Genomic DNA, 20,765 nt, shown 5'->3' on the forward strand with positions numbered 1-20,765 from the left:
GAGACCCTGATGAACCTGATGAACCTGATGACCGCGGCTCACCGAGCCAAGACCCTGGCCCTGGCTGCCACCTGTGCCGCCGTGCTGGGCGGACTGCCGCTCCTGGCCCACGCCCAGCTCGACAAGGCCAGCACGGAGGCGCTGGAGACCTACTTCGAGTTCAGCGACTACAACAGCGGCACCATCATGGCCGAGCAGATCCCGGCGGGAGACTGGAAGACGTTCTACCTCCTCGACGTCCGCGATGCAGGCCAGTTCGCCAAGGAGCACATCCCCGGTGCCGTGAACATCGAGTGGCGCAAGGTCTTCGCCGAGCGGGCGTCGCTGCCCAAGGACCAGCTGATCCTGGCCTACTGCAACACGGGCTCGTTTGCGGCCCAGTCGGCGATGGCGCTGCGCCTGGCCGGGTTCGAGAACGTGCGCCTTCTGCACGGCGGGTTCATCGCCTGGAAAGCGGCCACCGCAGCGGCTGCGAAGTAGCACGCGCCAGGCTGCGGCTCAGTGCGCCAGCGGCCCCGCGTCGTCGAGCGGCGACGCGATCCCGAACCGCTTCATCCGCCGGTACAGCGTCATGCGCGAGCAGCCCAGCGTGCGCGCCACGGCGGACACGTTCCAGCGCGCCGCCCGCAGCGCCTGCAACAACCGATCGGCCTCCTCGCCCGGCGTCGCTTCGGTGCTCACCGGCGCTGCGGTTTCACGACGCCTCGCCGTCAGCGCGTCCGGCAGATCGTCCAGCCGCACCACGCCGTCGTTGCAGACCGTGCGCGCGTAGTCGATCGCGTTGTGCAGCTCGCGCAGGTTGCCGGGCCAGCCGTGGCGGTGCAGCGCGGCGCGGGCGTCGGTGGTCAGGCGGGGTGGCGCGGCCGGGCGGGTGGCGTCGGCCAGCAGGCGGTCGATCAGCCAGTCGAGGTCTTGCCGTTCGCGCAGCGGCGGCAGCGTGAACAGCGCGCCGTTGAGCCGGTAGTACAGGTCCTCGCGGAAACGCCCCTCGCGCACCATCGCCTCCAGCGCGCAGTGCGTCGCGGCGATCACGCGCAGGTTCACCGGCACCGGCCGCGTCGCGCCGATCGGCAGCACCTCGCGTTCGGCCAGCACCCGCAGCAGCCGCGCCTGCAGTCCGCGCGGCATGTCGCCGATCTCGTCGAGGAAGAGCGTGCCGCCATCGGCTTCCTGGATCAGCCCGCGCTTGCCCCGCGGCCCGGCGCCGGAGAAGCTGCCCGCGAGGTGGCCGAACAGTTCACTCTCGATCAGCGTCTCGGGGATGGCGGCGCAGTTCACCGCGACGAACGGGCCGGCGCGGCGCTGGCTGCTCTGGTGCAGCGCCTTGGCAAAGTATTCCTTGCCGCTGCCGGTCTCGCCGGTGAGGAGCAGGCTGACGGGGCTGTTGACGAGCCGGGCGGCGCGGGTGATCTGGCGGTCCAGCGCGGGGTCGCCGCCCGAGAGCGCCTGCAGCGGTGGCGGTACGGGCTGCTCGACCTGCGGTGCCCGGCGCGGCGCGGCGTCCGGTGCCGCGGCGGAGGACCAGGGCGCGCGGGTCGGCGGTGGCGTCACGCCCAGGAACAGCCGGTGTCGGCCGCCCGCACGCAGCACCGCGCGCTGGTCGACCGCCCGGCCCTGCACGAAGCGCCCCAGCTCGTTCAACGACACGTCCAGCAGCCGGCCCAGCGGTTGTCCGATCAGCGTGGACACGGCGCCCGGCGGACGACCCGCCGCGCCCGTCGCCGGCTCGAACAGCCGCTGCGCCCGCCGGTTGTGGCCGATCACGCGCCCGCTGCTGTCGAGCGCCAGCAGGTAGTCGGGGTTCACGTCGAGGAACTGCGGCGCCTCGCTCAGCCGCAGCACCCAGTCGCGGCGGTGGCGGTGCAGAAAGGCGGCGTTCTCCACCTGCTGCGCACACGCCTTGACCAGTTGCAGCGCCAGGTGCTGGCTCTCCTTGGGCTGGTGGCTGCTGAGCTGCGAGATGTCGAGCACGGCGTTGAGCTGGCCGCGGGCGTCGTAGACCGGCGCGCTGGTGCAGGTCAGCGGGATGTGCGTGGCGTCGAAGTGGTCGTCGAGGTGGACGGTGAGCGCCTCGCCGGTGCTCAGGCAGGTGCCGACGCCACAGGTGCCCGCGTGTGCCTCGCTCCAGTCGGCGCCGAGGTAGAGCCCCGCCTTGCGCAGGCTCGGCTCCAGCACCAGGTCGCCGAGGAAATCCACCGTCACCCCGCGCGCGTCCGTCAGCAGCACGACATAGCCCAGCCCGGCGACCTGCTGGTACAGCGCCTCCAGCCCGTGGCGGGCGATGTGGAGGAAGGCGTCCATCTGCTCCTGGTGCTCGCGCAGCCGGGCCTGCGGCAGGATGATCGCCTCCTGCATTCGCGTCGGGTCGAGCCGGTGTTCGTGGACGCAGCGCTGCCAGCTCGCGCGGATGATGGTGTCGTGGCGGGCGGCAGCGGGTGCGGTCATGCCAGCGTCAGCCACCTGCATCACCGTGGCGATGTGGGCGCGCTGGGAAGGCGCGGCGACCAGGGCGTGGGGCGGCATGGCGGTCTCCGTGGCGGGGATGCTGCAGGGAGCGACCACTGTGCCGCAGCCGACACCCGCTGACGAGCCGTGAATACCCCCTTCTTTGGCAATGCCCCGTTATTTGTGCGTCGTCAAGATACGCAAAGAGTTGAAGATATTCGACTTTCTACGTGCCACGCTTTCAACCGCATGACTGCCGCCCGCATCGTCGCTCTCTTCCTGCTGTTCGGAACGGTCTGGATCCTGGTTTCGGACCGCGCCATCGGGCTGTTCACGCAGGACATCGCGCTGCTGTCGACGATCCAGTCCTTCAAGGGGCTGCTCTTTGTCGGGCTCAGTGCGCTGCTTCTCTACGTGCTGGTGCGCCGGTCCGAGCGGACCCGTGCCGCGCTGGAAGCCCAGGCCATGCAGCAGCGTGACCACCTCGCCGACATCCTGAACGTCAACCCGGCCGTCCTCTATTCGCTGCGTCCGGCCGCACCGTCGGGGGCGCTCGCGATCGACTTCGTGGGGCAGAACGTCGAGACCGTCACCGGCTACCCGGTGGCGCAGTGGCTGTCGACGCCGAATCTGTGGACGTACCGCCTCCATCCCGATGACCTGGATCGAATCCACCAGGCGCAGCGCACGCTGATGGCCACCGGCTCGGTGCGGCATGAATACCGTTTCCGGCATGCGGACGGCCACTACCGCTGGATCAATGACAGCGTGGTGGTGGTGCGCGATGCGGCGGGCGCGATCACCAACCTGACCGGTGCCTGGCTGGACGTGACCGACCGCCGGCAGGCCGAAGAACGTGCACGCCTGATCGCGCAGGTGTTCGAGTCGAGCCAGGAAGGCATCTTCATCACCGACGAGCGGGCGCGCATCCTCTCGATCAACCGCGCCTTCTCCCGGATCACGGGCTACGCGCTGGGCGAGGTGCTGGGCAAGACCCCTGCGCTGCTCAAGTCGGGGCGGCAGGACGGGGCCTTCTATGCAGCGATGTGGGCGCAGATCAATGCCGAGGGCCACTGGGGCGGCGAGATCTGGAACCGCCGCAAGTCCGGTGAGGTGTACCCCGAGTGGCTCACCATCAACGCGATCCGGGACGATCAGGGCCAGGTCCGCCAGTACCTGGGCATCTTCACCGAAACCTCCAGCCGCAAGGCGGCCGAAGAACGCATCCTCCACCTGGCCAACTACGACGCGCTGACCGACCTGCCCAACCGGGCCCTGCTGGCCGACCGTGCGCGGGTGGCGCTGTCGACCGCTGGCCGGCAGCGCACGCCGCTGACCGTGATGCACCTGAACGTGGACCACTTCGGCCGTATCAACGAGTCCCTCGGCCACGAGGTCGGCGACCAGGTGCTGTGCGAGGTCGCCCTGCGGCTCACGGGCGTGCTGCGGACCGATGACACCGTGTGCCGGCTCGGTGGCGACGACTTCATCCTGCTGCTGCCCAACACCTCGGCCCGGGACAGTGCCCAGCTCAGCCTGCGCCTGATGGCCGCCGTGGCCGAACCGTTGAACGTGATGAGCAACCAGGTGCTGCACCTGACCGCCAGTGTGGGCGTGGCCGAGTACCCCGACAACGGATCCGACCTGGCCCGCCTGACGCAGGCGGCGGAATCGGCCGTGCACCAGGCCAAGCGCGAGGGCCGCAACACGGTGCGCTTCTTCTCGCTGAACCTGCAGGAGCAGATACAGGACGCGCTGGCGCTGACGCGCGACCTGCGCTGGGCGCAGGAGCGGGGGCAGCTCGTGCTGCACTACCAGCCCAAGGTGAACGCCGTCACGCAGCGCATCGTCGGCGTCGAGGCCCTCATCCGCTGGCAGCACCCGACGCGGGGCCTGGTGCCGCCGTCGCGGTTCATCCCCATCGCCGAGGAGTCGGGGCTGATCCAGGAGATCGGCACCTGGGTGATCCGGCGGGCGCTGGCGCAGACCGCCGAATGGCAGGCGGCGGGGCTGCCGGTCGTGCCGGTGGCGGTGAACCTGTCGGTGGTGCAGTTCCGCCACCCGGGGCTGCGCGACAGCCTGGCCGAGGCGCTGCGCGACAGCGGCTTGCCGGCGGCGATGCTGGAGCTGGAGCTGACCGAGAGCGTGGCGATGGAGGACTCGACCTTCACCATCGCCACCATCGCCGGCCTGAAGCAGCTTGGCGTGACGCTGTCGATCGACGACTTCGGCACCGGGTACTCCTCGCTCAGCTACCTCAAGCGCTTCGCGGTGGACAAGCTCAAGATCGACCAGTCCTTCGTGCGCGGCCTGCACCACGACCCGCAGGACGAGGCCATCGTCACCACCGTGATCAACCTGGCGCGCAGCCTCGGCCTGACCACCGTCGGCGAAGGTGTCGAGACCACCGAGCAGCGCGACTTCCTGCGCCGCAACGGCTGCGACGAGCTGCAGGGCTACCTGTTCAGCCGGCCGCTGCCGGCCGAGGCGTTCGAGACGCTGCTGCGCAGCTCGGTCGGCGTGGCGCCCTGCATCGCCTGAAGGCGGCCAGCCACCTGCCGCCCGCGGTTCAGCCCAGTAGCCGTCGGTACTGCACGAAGCCGCTCTTGTCGGCGATCCGGTCGTAGAGCTGCATCGCGTCGAGGTTGGTCTCGTGGGTCAGCCAGTGGACACGCGAGGTGCCGGCCTGCGTTGCCGCGGCGTAGACATGCTCGATCAGTGCCCGGCCGATGCCCTGGCCACGGTGGTCGGGCGCGGCGTACAGGTCCTGCAGGTAGCAGTAGTCGCCGGTGGTCCAGCAGCTGCGGTGGAAGAGGTAGTGGACGATCCCCACCAGCTGGCCCTCGACCTCGGCGACGGCACAGTGCATCGGCTCCTCCGGCGTGTGGAAGCGCTGCCAGGTCGTGGCGGTGACCGCGTCCGGAATGCTGGCGCGGTAGAAGGTCTGGTAGCCCTTCCAGAGCGGGAGCCACTGGGCGTGGTCCTCGGGGCGGGCGGGTCGGATCAGCATGGGCGGCTTCCTTCGGTGGGATCAGACCCCGTACGGTAGCGAACTTCGGCCCCGGCTTCCGTCACGGTCATGTCAGTCAACGAAGGTGTAGGTCAGCCGCGTGACCCGCCCGCGCCAGTAGGGCTTCAGTCCTTCGGGCAGACGCCACGCCACCTCGCCCGCCAGCGGCACGCGCATGCCGTCGCGCACCGCGTAGTCCGACCAGCGGCCCTCCCACACGGTCGGCACGCTGTGTCCGTCCACCATGCGTCCCCGCGCCTCGGCCCGCATCGAGTCGACCATCGCGTCGTCGCCGAAGCGGAAGGTCATCGTCACCACGGTGGCCCCGTCGCGCAGCGTGACCCGCGCCGCGCGGTCGTCCACCGGCTCCCAGCGCAGATTCGGGCCGGGCAGCAGCAGGGTCGGGTACCAGGGCGCCTCGGCCAGGAAGCGCAGCAACTCGCCCTGCGCCAGTTCGCCGCCGGTGTCGCGCTGGTCGGTGAGCGTGAACAGCCCGAACACGGCCGGATGCAGCCGGCCCTCGCCCGCCACATAGGCGTCGTGCACCCGCACCGGCACGCCCGGGAACACCGCGATGGCTGCGTCCCAGACGAAGCCCGGCCGGTCGATGGCGAACCGCTCGGTGGCGCGGAAGGGTTTCCAGCGGGGCGTGCGTTCGCCGAGGTCCATGGTGCCGACCTGCGCCATGTCCACGCTGCGGACCCGCCGCTGGCCCTCGGTCAGCGCGGCGCGCAGGTAGCGCTGCACGGGTGGGGGCAGGCCGTCGAGGTCGCGGGCCGCGTTGAACTGGCGGCCGGCGGCGGGTGCCGCCTGGGCGGCATCGAGCTGCTGGTGCAGCGCCGCCGTGGCCTCCGCCCAGCGCGTGGCGCCGATCCGCGACAGTCCGGCTACCGCCGCCACGCCCACCGCCACCAGCACGGCGAGCACGCCCAATCCTCCGACCAGCCACCTGTCCATGCGAGATCTCCCTTTGCGCGGTCCATTCTGGGGGCCGGTGCGTACCGGCGGGTGATCTGACGCAACGGGTGTGGAGTTCGAGTGCTCGGGGAGCAGCGTTTCGATGCATTGACACAGAAATCTAGTGATTTCATGGATGCAGTGGCAACTTGAATGACTAGAATTCTGTGCAAATGAATTCCCAATGCACCATCCAACTGTTCACTGCTGGCGCTTGGTGTGATGTCGGCAGTGTCAGCCTGTTCGCGTCGGCGCAGCTGGGCTGGCGAGCCCATAGCTACACCGGCTATGAGGTGGCCTGGGCCGTCGAGCATGAGGGTGCGCGCGACGCCCATGCGTTCACCTGCCGCTTCCCGGTCGGGCTCGCGCCGCTGGACTTGCCGCACTGGCCGGTGTTCCTGATCGACCTGCTGCCGCAGGGCTTCGGTCGGGAGGAGATGCTGCGGCGGCTGAACCTGCCGGAGACGGCTGCCGAACCGGCGGATTGGCCGCTGCTGCTGGCGGGGGCTGCGAATCCGATCGGGCATCTGCGCATCCGCGAGGCCGCCGAATGGCTGGCCGACCGGGCAGGCGAGTGCCGCGGCTTCACGGACGAAGAGGTGGCCGAGCGTGGCGGCGATTTCACCGATCACCTGGCGGCGCATGGCCTGTTCGTGGCGGGCTCTTCCGGTGTGCAGGGCGAGTGGCCCAAATTGCTGCTGACGCGGGCCGCGGATGGGTTGCTGTACCTGGACCACACACTGCCCGATGCGCAGGCCCGTGCGCACTACATCGTCAAGTTCGGCCGTGGGCGCAGCGAGCCGCTGGCCGAGATCCTGCGCCACGAGGCGGTCTACATGGGGTTGGCGCAGCGACTTGGGCTGCGGGTGCACGCGCCGCTGGTGCTGCGCGGGCGGGCCTTGTTCATTCCGCGGTTTGACCGCCGGATCGACGCGGACGGGGTCGAGCGGCTGGCCCAGGAAAGCATCGCGTCGCTGACCGGCACCGCCGGCTTCGGCACTGTGCCCAGCCATGACGCGGTCTGCCACCAGCTGGTGCGGCGCTGTGCCGATCCGCAGACCGAGGTGCTCGAATACCTGCGGCGCGACATCGCCAATCTGGCGCTGGGCAACAAGGACAACCACGCCCGCAACACGGCGCTGCAGCGTGACTTCAGCGGGCATGTCGCGCTGTCGCCGTTGTTCGATTTCGCGCCGATGTTCCTGCATCCCGATGGCATCGGGCGGCGAATGCGCTGGGCCGAGGGCGACGCAGGCAGTCCGGACTGGTCGCGGGTGCTTGATGCCGTCGGCCGGGACCCCGTGCTGGACCGTGCGGCCTTGTGCGACGGGCTGCGGCAGATGGCACCGGCGCTGGCCAGCATCGCGCGCGAGGGTGTGGCGCTGGGCTTGTCTTCGGCGGTCCACGCCCTGCTGCGCCCCGGCATCGAGTCGCTGGCCCGCCAGCTGGACGGACTGCGCTGAACCGGCGTCGGCCATGGACAAGCGCTACCTCCCTCTGCCGGTCAGTGAACAGGTGCTGCTGCGCCGTCAGGCGATCGAGGAGGTGCTCGCTCACCCCGAGTGGACGCTGGCTGACGCGATCCGCCACCTGAAGAAGTCCATGCGCCTGACCAGCGCCGAGCTGGCGCGGCTGGCGGGTGTGTCACACCGAACCGTGCAGGACATCGAGCAGGGGCGCAGCGAGGGCACGGTGCAGACGATGAACCGGCTGCTGGGCATCGTCGGGCTGAAACTTGGCGTGGTGCGGCGGATGTCGGAGGATCCGTGAACCGGGGATCGCTTCCACCGCCTCTGATCAATACCCGATAGAAAAATTCCCGAACTGAGGACTTGTCGCCCGCGCTCCCCGAGGGACCGGAGAGAGGGAAGGAGGGAGCGAAGGGGCAAGCCTCGACCCAGCACGCCGCGGCGGTGAAGCCTTGCCGGCGTGTGGGGCTGGCCCCTGGGCGTGGACGGCGTGACGCGGACCATCGGTCGGTCAGTCGGTCGCTACGGGGGTCGCTGGCGGGTTCGACGCGCGCGACAGGCTGCCTTCAGGGCTCGAACGCCCCACCACACCCGTGGCAGCTTGCGCCTCTGGGTCGCCGGTGTCGTGGTTCCCGCTCTACCGGCGTGGGTAGCCCGCGCGCCGAGCCGGGACGCGCACAGGGGGCGACAAGTGTCCTGGTCTAATGATTTCGCACACACCGATAGGTGGAAATCACCTGGACAACGAACGTGACGAACACGAAACGAAGAGTCTTTGACGCGAGCTTCAAGCTGCAGATCGTGCAGATGATCCGGTCGCAGGGCCTGGGCATTGGCGAGGTCTGCCGGGACATGAAGCTGGGCGAGACGGCGGTGCGGCGCTGGCTGGCACAGGCCGATGCGGAACAGCTGGGGCAGCCTGGCATCGGCAAGCCGTTGACGGCGGAGCACCAGCGCATCCGCCAGCTCGAAGCCGAGAACAAGCAACTCCGGGGCGACGTAGAAGTTTTAAAAAAAGCATCGGCCTTCTTTGCCCGGGAACTGCGATGAGCTTCAAGCTCGTCGGGCAACTGCAAGAGAAGGCCGCGGTGGTGGAGCAGGTTTGCCGGGTGCTGGGCATCAGCCGCTCGGGCTACTACGCGGCCCGCAGGCGCAGCCGAATGCAGCCGGCGGTGTGCGAGGCCAGCGTGCAACTGAAGGCGGCATTTGCGGCCAGCGGCGGGGCGTACGGCAGCCGACGGCTGCGCACGGCGGTGGCCTCGCGTGGCATCGTCATGGGGATCTACCGCGTGCGCCGTTTGATGTGCCAGCATGGTCTGCGCTCGACGTGGAAGCGCAAGTTCGTGCACACGACCGACAGCAAACACGCGCTGCCGATCTCGCCCAATGTGCTGGCCCGACAGTTCAACCCGACGCGGCCCGATCAGGCCTGGGTCGCCGACATCACCTACATCCGCACGCGCAGCGGCTGGCTGTATCTGGCGGTGGTGCTGGACTTGTTTGCGCGCAAGGTGGTGGGCTGGGCGATGGCCCCGGACATGCAGGCCGGGCTGGTGTGCCGGGCGTTGCAACTGGCCATCGTGCAGCGCCAACCTGCGCCGGGCTTGATCGTCCACACGGATCGCGGCAGCCAGTACGCCAGCGCGGCGCATCAGGCGCTGCTGGCCAGACACGGCCTGGTCGGCAGCATGAGCCGCAAGGGCAACTGCTGGGACAACGCGGTGATGGAGCGCTTCTTCCTGAACCTCAAGATGGAGCGCGTCTGGCAGCGCGATTACGCCAACCATGCCGAGGCCACGAGCGACATCGCCGACTACATCGTCAGCTTCTACAACAGCGTGCGTCTGCACTCCACACTGGGCAACTTGCCACCCAATGCCTTCGAGCATCAATCGGCAATCACACAACCTATCGGGCTGTGCGAAATAACTTGACCAGGACAAAGTCCGTGGAAGAGAACCCCTGTGGCGTGACGTGCAGACGCGCGGGCGCCGACGGGCGCCCCGTGTTGGTGGGGGCGCTCGGAGTCGGTCGGTCCGTCGTGGGCGGGTCAGCGCGGGCGGGGAGGTCGGGGGATCCAGCGGTCGAGGGCGATGACGCAGAACGTGCGTTCACGCAGCGTCAGGCGGCGCAGCCAGCGGGGGAGCAGGCGGGCGAAGGCGAACAGGGGGTGGTGGTGGCGGTGCATCGTCGCGCTCCCGGTCACAAGCCCAGACGGCTGGCGGTGTGGGGATGGACGAAGCGCTCTTCGGCGGTGGGCTGGGACGCGGGGCCGCCGGCCAGCCGGGTGCCGAGGTCGCAGCGCCAGGCGAGGACGGCCAGCAGATCGCCGAGCACGCCATGCAGCGGGCTGCGCGGCGACGAGTTCGCGCAGGCTGTCGAGGTCGGCGGCGATGTCGGAGAACAGGTCGGCGAGGCCGGGGAGGTGGGAGTCGTCGGGCGAGGGGGCGCCGAGGGAAATGGTGGTGTCAGCCATGAATGGCTCCTTCTGACAGGGATCGAACCTGCCTACCCCCACGCCAATGAGGGCGGCAGACCGTGCGAGGTTGGCGTACCGGAGAAGGGCCGGCGAGTCTTGCGACTCCCCCGCACGGCCCGCCATAGACGGAGCCATGCACGCAGCCCACATCGTACTGACGTGAAAAAGCCGCGTTGGGCGCGGCTGCTGCGCCTTCTGTCGGGACGCCAATCCCGTGCCCGCAGTGTGTGCGAGCGGGGTGGATGCTACACCGACGCCCGTTGAGGCAGTGGCACGGTTCGCATGTTGTTACGTGTGAGGGGTTGGCGGATAGGGTGGCAGCAGTGGACGAGCGGATCAGGGCGCGGGTATGCTGGTGCTGAGCTTGGCTGCGTAACGGGTTACGCCAGCGGTGCAAGCTTTGGGGTCGTTTTTACGGGGGGCAAACCATGCAAGACAGAGAAAAACTCCAATCCCGGCGCGCACTTGTGTTCCGCTGCTCGCAAGCTGGTACGCAGCAGCAAGGTTGTTACGCCAGCAAGGTGTGACGTCGATATTAAGTTAGAAAAAAGCAAGGTATAATCCACGTGCAATATACTCCTACCCACTGTGGTTTCGAGATGAGAAACTGCACTAAATCCTAAAAATAATCCGCAAATTACCACAATCACACCATTTAATAATATATTCCAAATGTTAAGCTTACAAAAAACAATCTATTCACTAGAAGAATCCGCGCAATCTCAAGTAATCGAAAGGTTAATAAAAATAGAAGAACGCGTTGGCACACTACGAAGTACAGGAATCATGACTGATGCCACGCTTCGCGACTATTATGGGGAGAAAAGATTTGAACAAGTTGCTGAATCCAATGCTATCGAAGGTAGCACCCTTTCTGTCGGGGAAACAGAACTTGCAGTTTTAAAAGGTGTAACAATTTCTGGGCACGACCCCGCGTACGCGCGCGATGCAATTGCACTTGATGCGGCACTAACCAAGATTGCCGAAATTGCACGCATTAAAGATCGCCCTACTGATATTAGTCAACTCCGCGAAATTCACGCCCTTATTCTTGGCGATCGCAAAGGCGCAGGTGTATTTAGAAATGAGGAAATAATAATAACAGGATCGTCGCATCAACCTCCAAGAAACTGGTCTGAGATCATGGATCACATGGAACGATGGGAGCAATGGTCTTTAAAAAATGCAGAGCTTCCTGCACCGATTAGATCGTTAATATTGCACCTGATTAGCAATGATCTTCAGCAAGGCCCTAGCCGACGATCAGGCGTAGCGTAGAAGGCAGACAAAGCGCAGGAGCGAGCACATGCCGATGAACCGAATCCAGTTCCAGCAAGGGATGTCGCTGCCGGAGTTCATGAGCAGCTTCGGCACGGAAGAGCAATGCGCCGAGGCGGTCAAGCAGGCACGCTGGCCCCAGGGCTTCGAGTGCCCGCGCTGCGGCACTGCGGCGCACTACGTGGTGGGCCAGGGCGCACGCAAGCTGTATCAATGCAACGGCTGCCGCCACCAGACTTCGCTGACCGCGGGCAGCCTGTTCGCGAGCACCAAGCTGCCGCTGAGAACGTGGTTCCTGGCGATCTACCTGCTCAGCCAGGCCAAGACGGGGCTGTCGGCGCTGGCGCTCAAGCGGCAGGTGGGCGTGAGCTACCCGACGGCGTGGCTGATGCACCAGAAGATCATGCACGCGATGGCCGAGCGGGAGAGCCAGCACCGGCTCGACGGCACGGTGCAGCTCGACGATGCCTACCTCGGCGGGGAGCGCAGCGGCGGCAAGGCGGGTCGGGGTTCGGAGAACAAGGTGCCGTTCGTGGCGGCGGTCTCGGTCAATGACCAGGGGCATCCGCAGTACGTCAAGCTCGCGCCGGTGAGCGGCTTCACGCTGGAGGCGGTGGGCCAGTGGGCGCAGGCGGCGCTGATGCCGGGAGCGCGGGTGGTCAGCGACGGGCTGGGGTGCTTCGCCGCGGTCACCAGCGCGGGCTGTCTGCACACGCCGATCGTGGTGGGGCAGCGCAAGCCGCGCGAGCTGCCCGAGTTCACCTGGGTCAACACGGTGCTGGGCAACCTGAAGACGACGTTGTCGGGTGCGTTCCATGCGTTCAAGTACCCCAAGTACGCCAGCAGCTACCTGGCAGCGTTCGCCTACCGCTTCAACCGTCGGTTCGACCTGCGCGAGTTGGTGGCTCGGCTCATCATCGATGTCTCGCGGTGCAAGCCTCGGGCTCAGCGGGTCGTTCGGGGGAATGCTGAGGATCGTTGCTAATCAGGATATTGCATGCATGGCTCACTCATATTCATCCGTATATTGATGGAAATGGGCGAGTGGCTCGTGCAATTGGCAATCTTGAATTAATCAGAGGCGGCTATCCTCCGATAATAATCAAGAAAAAAGAACGCGATCGTTACATCGACGCATTGGGTGAGTCGGATTATGCTGGAGATATTCGATCATTTGCCGAATTGGTTTTTGAACGAATTGAAGGTGCCTTAATAGGTTTAGAATCTTCTGCGCGGAGAAAGCAGGATTATAATCCAATAATAGAACGGCTTCGCGCGCAACAAGAGCAGCAACTAAAAATCTGGTCTACCAGTGTTATGCAACTAGCAGACATCATCAAATACAAGATATCTTCAAAAATTGAAGAACTTGGCGGCAAATGCACAATCAAAAATTTCGATGCTCTTGATTTGGTTGACTACATTTCTTTGTCCAACAACAGTAGCGTTGCAAGAAGCTGGGCATTTATTGTGACGGTAACCATACCTGGATTTGAGAAATTTGAAAAACTGGCTTACATAATTAATCGTAGCCAATTAATGAGAAAATCATTCAAAGATCAAGGAGGTCCATCAATTCAGTGGTCAAGCCCTAACCCAACGGGGTTTCCAAAATGGATTGCAGACGGGGAAAAATTCCCCTCTTGCATAGAAGCGTCAACATCGCCAGTTGATGGTAATGAATGGTTTGTTAGAAATTCACAAGATAAGATAACAAAAATTGGAACGATGAATTTGGCAGAAAATTTAGCAAATTCACTTCTTAATGCTATTTTGGAAAAATCAGAATAAATTTCTAACTTGCCGTTGCATCTGATGCCCCAAAATGCCCACTACCTGGCGGTAGTGGGCATTTCGTGTCGCAGGTGAACTTTAGCCATCACATGAATCACCCTCCTGTCTTCTTATTCACCCGTCTCGTTCGGACCGCATCAAGCGAATCTCACATAATAAGGCGACCGTCAAACCGTCCGGATTCCACCGTCAATATCGGCTCACTGGATCTACATTTCGAGAATAGGCTGATTCACGGAACGCTAGTCATTGAGCAGCCGCTTGGCGAAGATGAGTTGGATCGGCTGATAACACAGATGACGGATCAGTTGATTCCAACAGAACGGGATGACTTCATCTTCACAGCATTCGCCGGCACGGAAATCGGCTTCTATTCGGACGCTGTCTCCGAAAGTGAGCGGCAGCAACACTCAGCAACCAAAGCAGATGTTCTGGATATACGAAACTCGCTCGCCAAGGTACTTGGCAGTCATCAGAATGCGCGGGGCAAGGTAGCAGAACACGCAGTCGTGGCCTATTTCACATCGCTTGGCTACGAAAGCAGCAGAGCAGGCTCCGAGCTTGATGCGCTAAAGATAGACGTAGTTGCTTCCAACGCGGCCGAGACTATCTACGTCCAGTCCAAATTGGGCAATATAGCGGCGTCAGAGATGCGAAAAGTAATTCAAGCAGTCGCGGCACTGCCTCGCACGGGCAGCAAGAAAGTCATTGCTGCAATTGTGGCCCGCACCTTTCCAAAGGACAGCGAGCACACCCGCCTGAAATTGGAGTCCGAGTTTGGTTTGCCAGTCCTCTGCATCCAGTCATACCAGATTGCGGCGGCGACGCCAGAGTTTCGGCACGCACTCGGCGAGTGATGGCTAGTCGGGTAGCTAGGGGTATCTAGCCCCCAGCCCTCACATCACCCACCGTGCGGGTCCGCAGTGGGCGGTTCAGCAAGCCGGCTCGCACGACGAAGTCTGATTTCGATGTCAAGCCGAATACCCTCGGGCCTTGCACCTCAGCCTTGACTCCGCCGCCCCCTACAAGATCGACCCGCTGCGAGGTGCGCAATGCACTGGGATGTGAAGCCCGTCAAGCCGCTGCCGGAGTACCGCCTGTATGTGGAAATCGAGGATGGCCGGCGCGGCATCTTCGACATGAAGCCGTATCTGGAACGCGGCGTGTTCCGTGAACTCAAGGATGAGCGCTATTTCAGGCGCGTCGGCATCCTCTATGGCGCCGTGACCTGGCCCCATGAGCAGGACATCGCGCCCGAAACACTGCTGGCCGAGATGACGCCACTGGCCGGGTGCTGATGCGCACAGGCGTGTGTGCTTGAGTCTCACGCTACGACATACGCCTGCTGCGGATGATTCGGCTGCCCCGGATGCCGCAACGCCAGCACCCCACTCGCGACCATCGGAATCAGATGCTTGTTGCGCAGGTAATGCCGATCGCGCCCCAACAGCTCAGCGAGTTCTCCACCACTCAGCGGACGCCACGCGCACAGACGCACGATGCCCGCCCGCAAGTGATCCCGCGTCATTCGCCCCTGCAAAGTCGCCACCAAGGTTGCAAGCTCGGGCGGCAAGGTTGCAACCTCGCTTGCAACCTTCTGATCCGCCGCCTCCGCCTCGATCACCGGCAACCGCAGCACCGTCACGAACGTCCCCGCCTCCCGCCGCGACTCGAACTCGGGCGCCGGACAGCCATGTGCCTCGCAGACACGGCGGATCGTGCGAATGCCGCTGCCCTTCGCCTCGGCGATTTCCACATCTCGGAACACCGCCGCCAGCACCGGGTTGCGCTGTGCCGGCCCGGTGCGCCCCAGTTCGGCCACCGGCTTGAGCGAACAGCCGGTGTTGATGAACTCGATGCGGTCGCTGTAGCGCACCACCATCGTCGGCTGGTTGAAACGGTAGCTGCGGTGAATGATCGCGTTCGCCAGCGCCTCGCGGAACGCCTGACGCGGCACCAGCGGCTCCTGCAGGCTCTGCATCGCGCCGGGCGGCAGGTAGAAGCCGCGCGGCAGGTCGTCCTCGATGGCTGCTGCGATCTGCCGAAACGCCAGCAGCGCGCCCTTGCGCACGTCCAGCGTCGCGGCAAAGCGGCGCTCCGGATCGGCCACCCACTCGGTGCCGACCACCCGCACATACGACACCTCCGCTGTCGGAAACAGCCGCCGCAACGTCAGCGGCCGACCGAACAGCAGCACCCCCGCCACTGTCGGCTTGAGTACCCCGCCCACGCGCCGCGCCGCCAGCAGTGCTTCGAGCAAGTCGTCGTCGCTGTAGCCCAGCTCCTCCGCCTGCGGATTCACCAGCCGCCGCAGTCGCCGGTATTCGGCCACCGCGTCGGGATCGAGTTCGTCGAGTGAGCAGTCCTCGACCACCTTCGCGTCAAAACCGGGCTGCGGCTCGTCGATGCGGCGCAGCGCCCACAGGTCGTCGTCGGTACAGCGCTGATCGGTCGAGCCGATGCGCCGGAACGCGCCGCGAGGCAGCCCGGTGGCGCGCAGGTAGACCGGCTTGTCGGTGAGTGGCACCTCGGCCACGAACACCACCAGCACTGCCTGCCCGTCGATCGATTCGACCCGCATGCGTGGGCGCAAGGGCTGGTTGAGCTGGCTGGCGCACTGGCTCGCCAGATCGGATTGCAGCTTGTCCGGATCCGTCACCCCGACCGCGTGATACGCCTGCCCCGGCCCGATCCGCTCGACACCCAGCAGCAGATAACCACCGCCCAGCGCCGGCTCGTTGGCAAAGGCGATGATCGTTTCCAGCACCGATTTCCCCGCACCGGAGGCGCGCTTGGCCTCGATGCCAGGCGATTCATCGACGCTGTTGAGTTCCCGCAGCAATTCCGCAGCCGAGCGCATCAGGCGAACCTCGGGCGGTGGCGTTGGACAGGAGACGACGTGTTGTTCATGGTGGATTCGGCAGACATGAGGGTCGATTGTGAATCGACCACTGATGCCTCAACCCCCCACCCCACCCGCCGGCACCTCGATCGGCAACCGCCCCTGCGCCTTCACCTCCCGCAGCACCATGCTCGACCGCACATGCGTCACCCCCGGCAGCTTGAACACGGTGTCGTGCAGGAAGCGGTCATACGCCTTGATGTCGCGCACCAGCACGCGCATCACGTAGTCGCTCTGCCCCGTCGTGCTGTAGCAGCTCACGATCGGCGGGCAGGCGGCGACCTCGCGCTCGAAGCGCTGCACCGTGTCCTCGGTGTGCGGCGACAGGTTCACCTCGGCGATCACGCACAGGCCGAGCCCCACCTGCTCGCGGTCCACCAGCGCGGTGTAGGCGGTGATGACGCCGCGCGCCTCCAGCTCGCGCAGCCGCTTCCAGCACGGCGTCGTGGACAGGCCCGTGCGCTCGGCGATCTGGGCGATGGACTGGCGCGAGTCGCGCTGCAGTTCGGTCAGGATCAGGGCGTCCCGGCGGTCAAGTTCATTCATTCGCGTGTCTCCGCAGCAATTGGTTGGTTCATTCCAATCTACAGCGAAAAGCAAGGAAGAAAAGAACCGACTGATCTGCTGCGAACTCTAAAGTCTTCCGACAAAAACGATCCTGCCGATCGACGGAGACTTGCATGCAAACCGCCCCAGCCCTGCGCACCGACTACCGCCTGTCCGACAACCTGTGGGCCACCGCGGGCACGGTCTTCCTCACCGGCACGCAGGCGCTGATCCGCCTGATGGCGATGCAGCAAGCGCTCGACACGCAGCGCGGCCTGCACACCGCCGGCTTCATCAGCGGCTACCGCGGCTCGCCGCTCGGCATGGTCGATCAGCAGGTGTGGAAGGCGCAGCCACGGCTCGACGAACTCGGCATCCGCTTCCTGCCCGCGATCAACGAGGAGCTGGCCGCCACCGCCGTGCTCGGCACCCAGCGCGTCGAATCCGACCCGCAGCGCACGGTCGAAGGCGTGTTCGCACTCTGGTATGGCAAGGGGCCGGGCGTGGACCGCGCGGGCGACGCGCTCAAGCACGGCAACGCCTACGGCTCGTCCCCGCACGGCGGCGTGCTCGTCGTCGCGGGCGATGACCACGGCTGCGTGTCGTCCTCGACGCCGCACCAGAGCGACCAGGCGTTCCAGGCGTGGAGCGTGCCGACCGTGTCGCCCGCGACGGTGGCGGAGATGCTGGAGTTCGGGCTCTACGGCTGGGCGCTGTCGCGGTTCTCGGGCGCGTGGGTCGGGTTCACGGCGCTGTCGGAGGTGGTCGAAAGTGGCACCACCGTCGACCTCGACCCGCTCGCGCAGCGCGTGTCCGCCTGGCAGGACGCCGACACCGTGCGCGCCCGCACCGGCTACACGCCCCCCGCCGACGGGCTGCACTACCGCTGGCCCGACCTGCCCTCGCTGACCATCGAGGCGCGGCTGCACGCCAAGCTCGACGCGGTGCGTGCCTTCGCCCGCGTCAACCCGATCGACCGCACGGTGATCGCGTCCGAGCGCGCCACGTTCGGCATCGTCACCGCGGGCAAGGCGCACGTCGACCTGATGGAGGTCTTCCGCCGGCTCGACCTGTCGCCGGACGACCTCGCCGCGGCCGGTCTGCGGCTCTACAAGGTGGGGCTGACGTTCCCCGTGGAGCCGACGCGGCTGACCGACTTCGCGGCTGGGCTGCGCGAGATCCTCGTCATCGAGGAAAAGGGGCCGGTGGTGGAGACGCAGTTGCGCGAGCTGTTCTACAACGCCCCCGCCGACCAGCGCCCCACCCTGCTCGGCAAGCGCGATGCAGCCGGCCAGCCGCTGGTGTCGGCGCTGGGCGAACTGCGGCCGTCGCGGCTGATCGCGCTGGTGGCCGCTTGGGTGGCGGCGCGGTTTCCGGCGCTGGACCGGCGGCACCTGGTCGTCGATTTCACGCTGCCAGCGCTGCTGCACAACGACGCGGACGGCGTGCGGCGGGCGCCGTATTTCTGCGCCGGCTGTCCGCACAACACGTCCACCAAGGTGCCCGACGGCTCGCGCGCCCAGGCGGGTATCGGCTGCCACTTCATGGCGACGTGGATGAACCGCGAGACCGAGGGCCTGATCCAGATGGGCGGCGAGGGCGTGGACTGGGTCTCGCACGCGATGTTCACCCGCGAGCCGCACGTCTTCCAGAACCTCGGCGACGGCACCTACTACCACTCCGGCTACCTCGCGATCCGGCAGGCGGTGGCGGCCAAAGCAACGCTGACCTACAAGATCCTGTTCAACGACGCGGTGGCGATGACCGGCGGCCAGCCGGTGGACGGCGTCACCAGCGTGGACCGCATCGCGCGGCAGGTCGAGGCCGAGGGCGTGCGGCAAGTCGTGGTGCTCAGCGACGACATCACCAAGTACGACGGCCAGCACGCCCAGTTCCCGCCCGGCACCACCTTCCACGACCGCAGCGAACTCGACGCCGTGCAGCGCCGCCTGCGCGAAGTGCCCGGCGTCACGGTGCTGATCTACGAGCAGACCTGCGCGGCGGAAAAGCGGCGGCGGCGCAAGAAGAAGGAACTGGTCGATCCGCCGAAGCGCTTGTTCATCCACCAGGCGGTGTGCGAGGGCTGCGGCGACTGCACGGTGCAATCGAACTGCGTGGCCGTGCTGCCCGAGGAGACGCCGTTCGGCCGCAAGCGGCGCATCGACCAGTCGAGCTGCAACAAGGACTATGCGTGCGCCAAGGGCTTCTGCCCGAGCTTTGTCGGCGTGGTCGGCGGGCGGCTGAAAAAACACGTCGGCGCGCTGGTCGGCGCCGCGGGTGCGGACAGCCCGTTCCGCCGCCGCATCGACGCGCTGCCGCTGCCCGCCGCGCATGTCTGGGCGGCGCCCTACGACCTGCTCGTCACCGGCGTCGGCGGCACGGGCGTGGTCACGGTCGGCGCGCTGATCGCGATGGCCGCGCACCTCGAAGGCAAGGCCGCCAGCGTGCTCGACTTCATGGGCTTCGCGCAGAAGGGCGGCGCGGTGCTGAGCTTCGTGCGGCTCGCCGACCGGCCCGAGCGGCTGCACCAGGTGCGCATCGATGCGCAGCAGGCAGACGCGCTGCTGGCCTGTGACCTCGTGGTGGGCGCATCCGCCGACGCGCTGCAGACCGTGCGCCACGGCCGCACCCGCGTGCTGGCGAATACGCACGAGACGCCGGTGGCCGAGTCGCTGCGCAACCCGGACGCGAGCCTGCAGGCGCCGCTGCTGCTGCAGAAGATCGAGCACGCCGCCGGCGCCGGGCAGGTGCGCACGCTCGATGCGCAGCGGCTGGCGGAGGACTTCCTCGGCGACGCGATCGTGTCGAACATCGTGGCGCTCGGCTTCGCGTGGCAGGCGGGGCTGGTGCCGGTCAGCCTGGCGGCGATGCAGCGGGCGATCGAGTTGAACGGGGTGGCGGTGGAGAACAACCAGAACGCCTTCGCGCTCGGGCGGCTGGCGGCGGCGGACCCGGCGGCGTGCCGGGCGCTGCTGGGCGGTTTGGGTGGGCTGGCCGGGGATGCCTCCGCGGAACAGACGCCCGCAGTCGAGCCGCTGGACGCGCTGATCGCCCGCGGCGTGGCGCACCTGACGGGTTATCAAAACGCCGTGTGGGCGCAGCGGTGGCGGGCGCTGGTGGACGAGGTGCGTACCGCCGAATCCGCCGCGTTCACCCCCCCCTCCCGTCATTCCCGCGAAAGCGGGAACCCACGCACAGCTTCGACGGTGTCTGACAGCGTGGGTGCTCGCCTTCGCGAGCATGACGGTGCGGATGCGAGTGCGAGTGCGAGTGCGAGTGCGAGTGCTGCGCTACCGCTGACCCGCGCCGTCGCCACGCAGTTCCTGCGGCTGATGGCCTACAAGGACGAGTACGAAGTCGCCCGGCTCTACACCGACCCCGCCTTCCGCCGCAGCCTCGACGCCCAGTTCGAAGGCGACTTCCAGCTCGAATTCCACATGGCCCCGCCGCTGCTTGCCCGCCCGAAGGACGGCCAGCCGCCGCGCAAGCTGCGGCTCGGCGCGTGGCTGCTGCCGGCGATGCGCTGGCTCGCCAAGGGCAAGGCGCTGCGCGGCACCGTGTTCGACCCGTTCGGCCGCACCGACGAACGCCGCACCGAGCGCGAACTGATCGGCCGCTACGAGGCCCGCGTGCGCGAGCTGCTCGCCGCGCTGGCGGTGGACGCCTCCCCCCGGCGGCGCGCGCTGGCTGTGCAGATTGCCAGCGTGCCGCACACGGTGCGCGGCTTCGGCCACGTGAAGCTCGCCAACCTCGCGCTGGCGCAGGTCCGGGAAGCGGAGCTGCTGCACCGCTTCGATCCGGCGGCTTATCCACCGCCGGCGGGGGCAGGCGTGCCGGTGGCCGGACAGTTCAAGGGGATCCGGGTCGAGACGCTCTGAGTGCGCG

At 66.4% G+C, this 20,765-nt stretch carries 18 protein-coding genes; 11 read left to right on the forward strand and 7 right to left on the reverse strand.

Features of this window, described 5'->3' with window-relative positions; translation table 11 throughout:
* Positions 1-9 precede the first annotated feature (9 nt).
* Positions 10-480 (forward strand): rhodanese-like domain-containing protein, encoded by a 471-nt coding sequence (locus BDD16_RS08230; protein ID WP_246332489.1) that lies wholly within the window; start codon positions 10-12, stop codon positions 478-480.
* Between the two features lie 18 nt (positions 481-498).
* Here BDD16_RS08230 and BDD16_RS08235 read toward each other — a convergent pair whose 3' ends face one another.
* Positions 499-2,523, reverse strand: a complete 2,025-nt coding sequence (locus BDD16_RS08235) for a sigma-54-dependent Fis family transcriptional regulator (RefSeq protein WP_179633502.1) — start codon at positions 2,521-2,523, stop codon at positions 499-501.
* 171 nt (positions 2,524-2,694) lie between these two features.
* On the opposite strand from BDD16_RS08235, the gene BDD16_RS08240 reads away from it, so the two are divergent.
* Positions 2,695-4,986 (forward strand): putative bifunctional diguanylate cyclase/phosphodiesterase, encoded by a 2,292-nt coding sequence (locus BDD16_RS08240; RefSeq protein ID WP_179633503.1) that lies wholly within the window; start codon positions 2,695-2,697, stop codon positions 4,984-4,986.
* Positions 4,987-5,014: 28 nt separating this feature from the next.
* Here the strand turns inward: BDD16_RS08240 and BDD16_RS08245 are convergent, their stop codons facing one another.
* Positions 5,015-5,455: a GNAT family N-acetyltransferase gene (locus BDD16_RS08245; protein ID WP_179633504.1), complete on the reverse strand. Its 441-nt coding sequence runs from the start codon at positions 5,453-5,455 to the stop codon at positions 5,015-5,017.
* Between the two features lie 72 nt (positions 5,456-5,527).
* Entirely contained in the window at positions 5,528-6,412 is an 885-nt protein-coding gene (locus BDD16_RS08250; protein WP_179633505.1) for a DUF6920 family protein, read from the reverse strand.
* A gap of 173 nt (positions 6,413-6,585) precedes the next feature.
* Between BDD16_RS08250 and BDD16_RS08255 the strand changes: the two genes are divergently transcribed.
* The 3 genes from BDD16_RS08255 (at position 6,586) to BDD16_RS08265 (ending at position 9,815) form a co-directional block, all read left to right on the forward strand.
* Entirely contained in the window at positions 6,586-7,875 is a 1,290-nt protein-coding gene (locus BDD16_RS08255) for a type II toxin-antitoxin system HipA family toxin (protein WP_179633506.1), read from the forward strand.
* Between the two features lie 13 nt (positions 7,876-7,888).
* Positions 7,889-8,182 carry a helix-turn-helix domain-containing protein gene (locus tag BDD16_RS08260; RefSeq protein ID WP_179633507.1) on the forward strand — a complete coding sequence of 98 codons (294 nt, stop codon included), beginning with the start codon at positions 7,889-7,891 and terminating at the stop codon, positions 8,180-8,182.
* 431 nt (positions 8,183-8,613) lie between these two features.
* A protein-coding gene (locus BDD16_RS08265; RefSeq protein WP_375139092.1) for an IS3 family transposase occupies positions 8,614-9,815 on the forward strand; the annotation gives its coding sequence in 2 pieces (ribosomal slippage) (positions 8,614-8,902 and positions 8,902-9,815; 1,203 coding nt in all).
* A 116-nt stretch (positions 9,816-9,931) separates the two neighbouring features.
* Here the strand turns inward: BDD16_RS08265 and BDD16_RS08270 are convergent.
* Both BDD16_RS08270 and BDD16_RS23200 read right to left on the reverse strand, forming a co-directional pair.
* Positions 9,932-10,069, reverse strand: coding sequence for a hypothetical protein (locus BDD16_RS08270; RefSeq protein ID WP_179633508.1), 138 nt, complete (start codon positions 10,067-10,069; stop codon positions 9,932-9,934).
* Positions 10,070-10,083: 14 nt separating this feature from the next.
* On the reverse strand, positions 10,084-10,218 hold the full coding sequence (locus BDD16_RS23200; RefSeq protein WP_259375353.1) for a hypothetical protein: 135 nt from the start codon (positions 10,216-10,218) through the stop codon (positions 10,084-10,086).
* An 814-nt stretch (positions 10,219-11,032) separates the two neighbouring features.
* Here BDD16_RS23200 and BDD16_RS08275 point away from each other — a divergent pair.
* From BDD16_RS08275 to BDD16_RS08295, 5 genes are all read left to right on the forward strand, one after another.
* Entirely contained in the window at positions 11,033-11,638 is a 606-nt protein-coding gene (locus BDD16_RS08275; protein ID WP_179633509.1) for a Fic family protein, read from the forward strand.
* 28 nt (positions 11,639-11,666) lie between these two features.
* Complete coding sequence (locus BDD16_RS08280) at positions 11,667-12,623, forward strand: IS1595 family transposase (protein ID WP_179632657.1); 957 nt, start codon at positions 11,667-11,669, stop codon at positions 12,621-12,623.
* A gap of 8 nt (positions 12,624-12,631) precedes the next feature.
* The gene (locus BDD16_RS08285) at positions 12,632-13,429 is read left to right on the forward strand and encodes a Fic family protein (RefSeq protein WP_218897747.1); all 798 of its coding nucleotides are present in this window, start codon (positions 12,632-12,634) and stop codon (positions 13,427-13,429) included.
* 92 nt (positions 13,430-13,521) lie between these two features.
* Positions 13,522-14,289, forward strand: a complete 768-nt coding sequence (locus BDD16_RS08290; protein ID WP_179633511.1) for a hypothetical protein — start codon at positions 13,522-13,524, stop codon at positions 14,287-14,289.
* Positions 14,290-14,484: 195 nt separating this feature from the next.
* A complete protein-coding gene (locus BDD16_RS08295; RefSeq protein WP_179633512.1) occupies positions 14,485-14,730 on the forward strand; it encodes a DUF2442 domain-containing protein in 246 nt (81 codons plus the stop codon).
* Positions 14,731-14,756: 26 nt separating this feature from the next.
* On the opposite strand, the gene BDD16_RS08300 is transcribed toward BDD16_RS08295, so the two are convergent.
* Both BDD16_RS08300 and BDD16_RS08305 read right to left on the reverse strand, forming a co-directional pair.
* Positions 14,757-16,274 carry an ATP-binding protein gene (locus BDD16_RS08300; RefSeq protein WP_246332491.1) on the reverse strand — a complete coding sequence of 506 codons (1,518 nt, stop codon included), beginning with the start codon at positions 16,272-16,274 and terminating at the stop codon, positions 14,757-14,759.
* Positions 16,275-16,391: 117 nt separating this feature from the next.
* Positions 16,392-16,880 (reverse strand): Lrp/AsnC family transcriptional regulator, encoded by a 489-nt coding sequence (locus BDD16_RS08305; protein ID WP_179633514.1) that lies wholly within the window; start codon positions 16,878-16,880, stop codon positions 16,392-16,394.
* A 134-nt stretch (positions 16,881-17,014) separates the two neighbouring features.
* Here BDD16_RS08305 and BDD16_RS08310 point away from each other — a divergent pair, with 134 nt between their 5' ends.
* The gene (locus BDD16_RS08310) at positions 17,015-20,758 is read left to right on the forward strand and encodes an indolepyruvate ferredoxin oxidoreductase family protein (RefSeq protein WP_179633515.1); all 3,744 of its coding nucleotides are present in this window, start codon (positions 17,015-17,017) and stop codon (positions 20,756-20,758) included.
* Positions 20,759-20,765: the final 7 nt, after the last annotated feature.

Origin of the sequence: Sphaerotilus montanus (genome assembly GCF_013410775.1) — a bacterium.
Classification (GTDB): Bacteria; Pseudomonadota; Gammaproteobacteria; order Burkholderiales; family Burkholderiaceae_C; genus Sphaerotilus; species Sphaerotilus montanus.

What these genes read in the sequence shown, in the direction of transcription:
- BDD16_RS08230 (WP_246332489.1), top strand. Translation starts at nt 10, where the DNA reads ATGAACCTGATGAACCTGATGACCGCGGCTCACCGAGCCAAGACCCTG.
- BDD16_RS08235 (WP_179633502.1), bottom strand. Translation starts at nt 2,523, where the DNA reads ATGCCGCCCCACGCCCTGGTCGCCGCGCCTTCCCAGCGCGCCCACATC.
- BDD16_RS08240 (WP_179633503.1), top strand. Translation starts at nt 2,695, where the DNA reads ATGACTGCCGCCCGCATCGTCGCTCTCTTCCTGCTGTTCGGAACGGTC.
- BDD16_RS08245 (WP_179633504.1), bottom strand. Translation starts at nt 5,455, where the DNA reads ATGCTGATCCGACCCGCCCGCCCCGAGGACCACGCCCAGTGGCTCCCG.
- BDD16_RS08250 (WP_179633505.1), bottom strand. Translation starts at nt 6,412, where the DNA reads ATGGACAGGTGGCTGGTCGGAGGATTGGGCGTGCTCGCCGTGCTGGTG.
- BDD16_RS08255 (WP_179633506.1), top strand. Translation starts at nt 6,586, where the DNA reads ATGAATTCCCAATGCACCATCCAACTGTTCACTGCTGGCGCTTGGTGT.
- BDD16_RS08260 (WP_179633507.1), top strand. Translation starts at nt 7,889, where the DNA reads ATGGACAAGCGCTACCTCCCTCTGCCGGTCAGTGAACAGGTGCTGCTG.
- BDD16_RS08270 (WP_179633508.1), bottom strand. Translation starts at nt 10,069, where the DNA reads ATGCACCGCCACCACCACCCCCTGTTCGCCTTCGCCCGCCTGCTCCCC.
- BDD16_RS08275 (WP_179633509.1), top strand. Translation starts at nt 11,033, where the DNA reads ATGTTAAGCTTACAAAAAACAATCTATTCACTAGAAGAATCCGCGCAA.
- BDD16_RS08280 (WP_179632657.1), top strand. Translation starts at nt 11,667, where the DNA reads ATGCCGATGAACCGAATCCAGTTCCAGCAAGGGATGTCGCTGCCGGAG.
- BDD16_RS08290 (WP_179633511.1), top strand. Translation starts at nt 13,522, where the DNA reads ATGAATCACCCTCCTGTCTTCTTATTCACCCGTCTCGTTCGGACCGCA.
- BDD16_RS08295 (WP_179633512.1), top strand. Translation starts at nt 14,485, where the DNA reads ATGCACTGGGATGTGAAGCCCGTCAAGCCGCTGCCGGAGTACCGCCTG.
- BDD16_RS08305 (WP_179633514.1), bottom strand. Translation starts at nt 16,880, where the DNA reads ATGAATGAACTTGACCGCCGGGACGCCCTGATCCTGACCGAACTGCAG.
- BDD16_RS08310 (WP_179633515.1), top strand. Translation starts at nt 17,015, where the DNA reads ATGCAAACCGCCCCAGCCCTGCGCACCGACTACCGCCTGTCCGACAAC.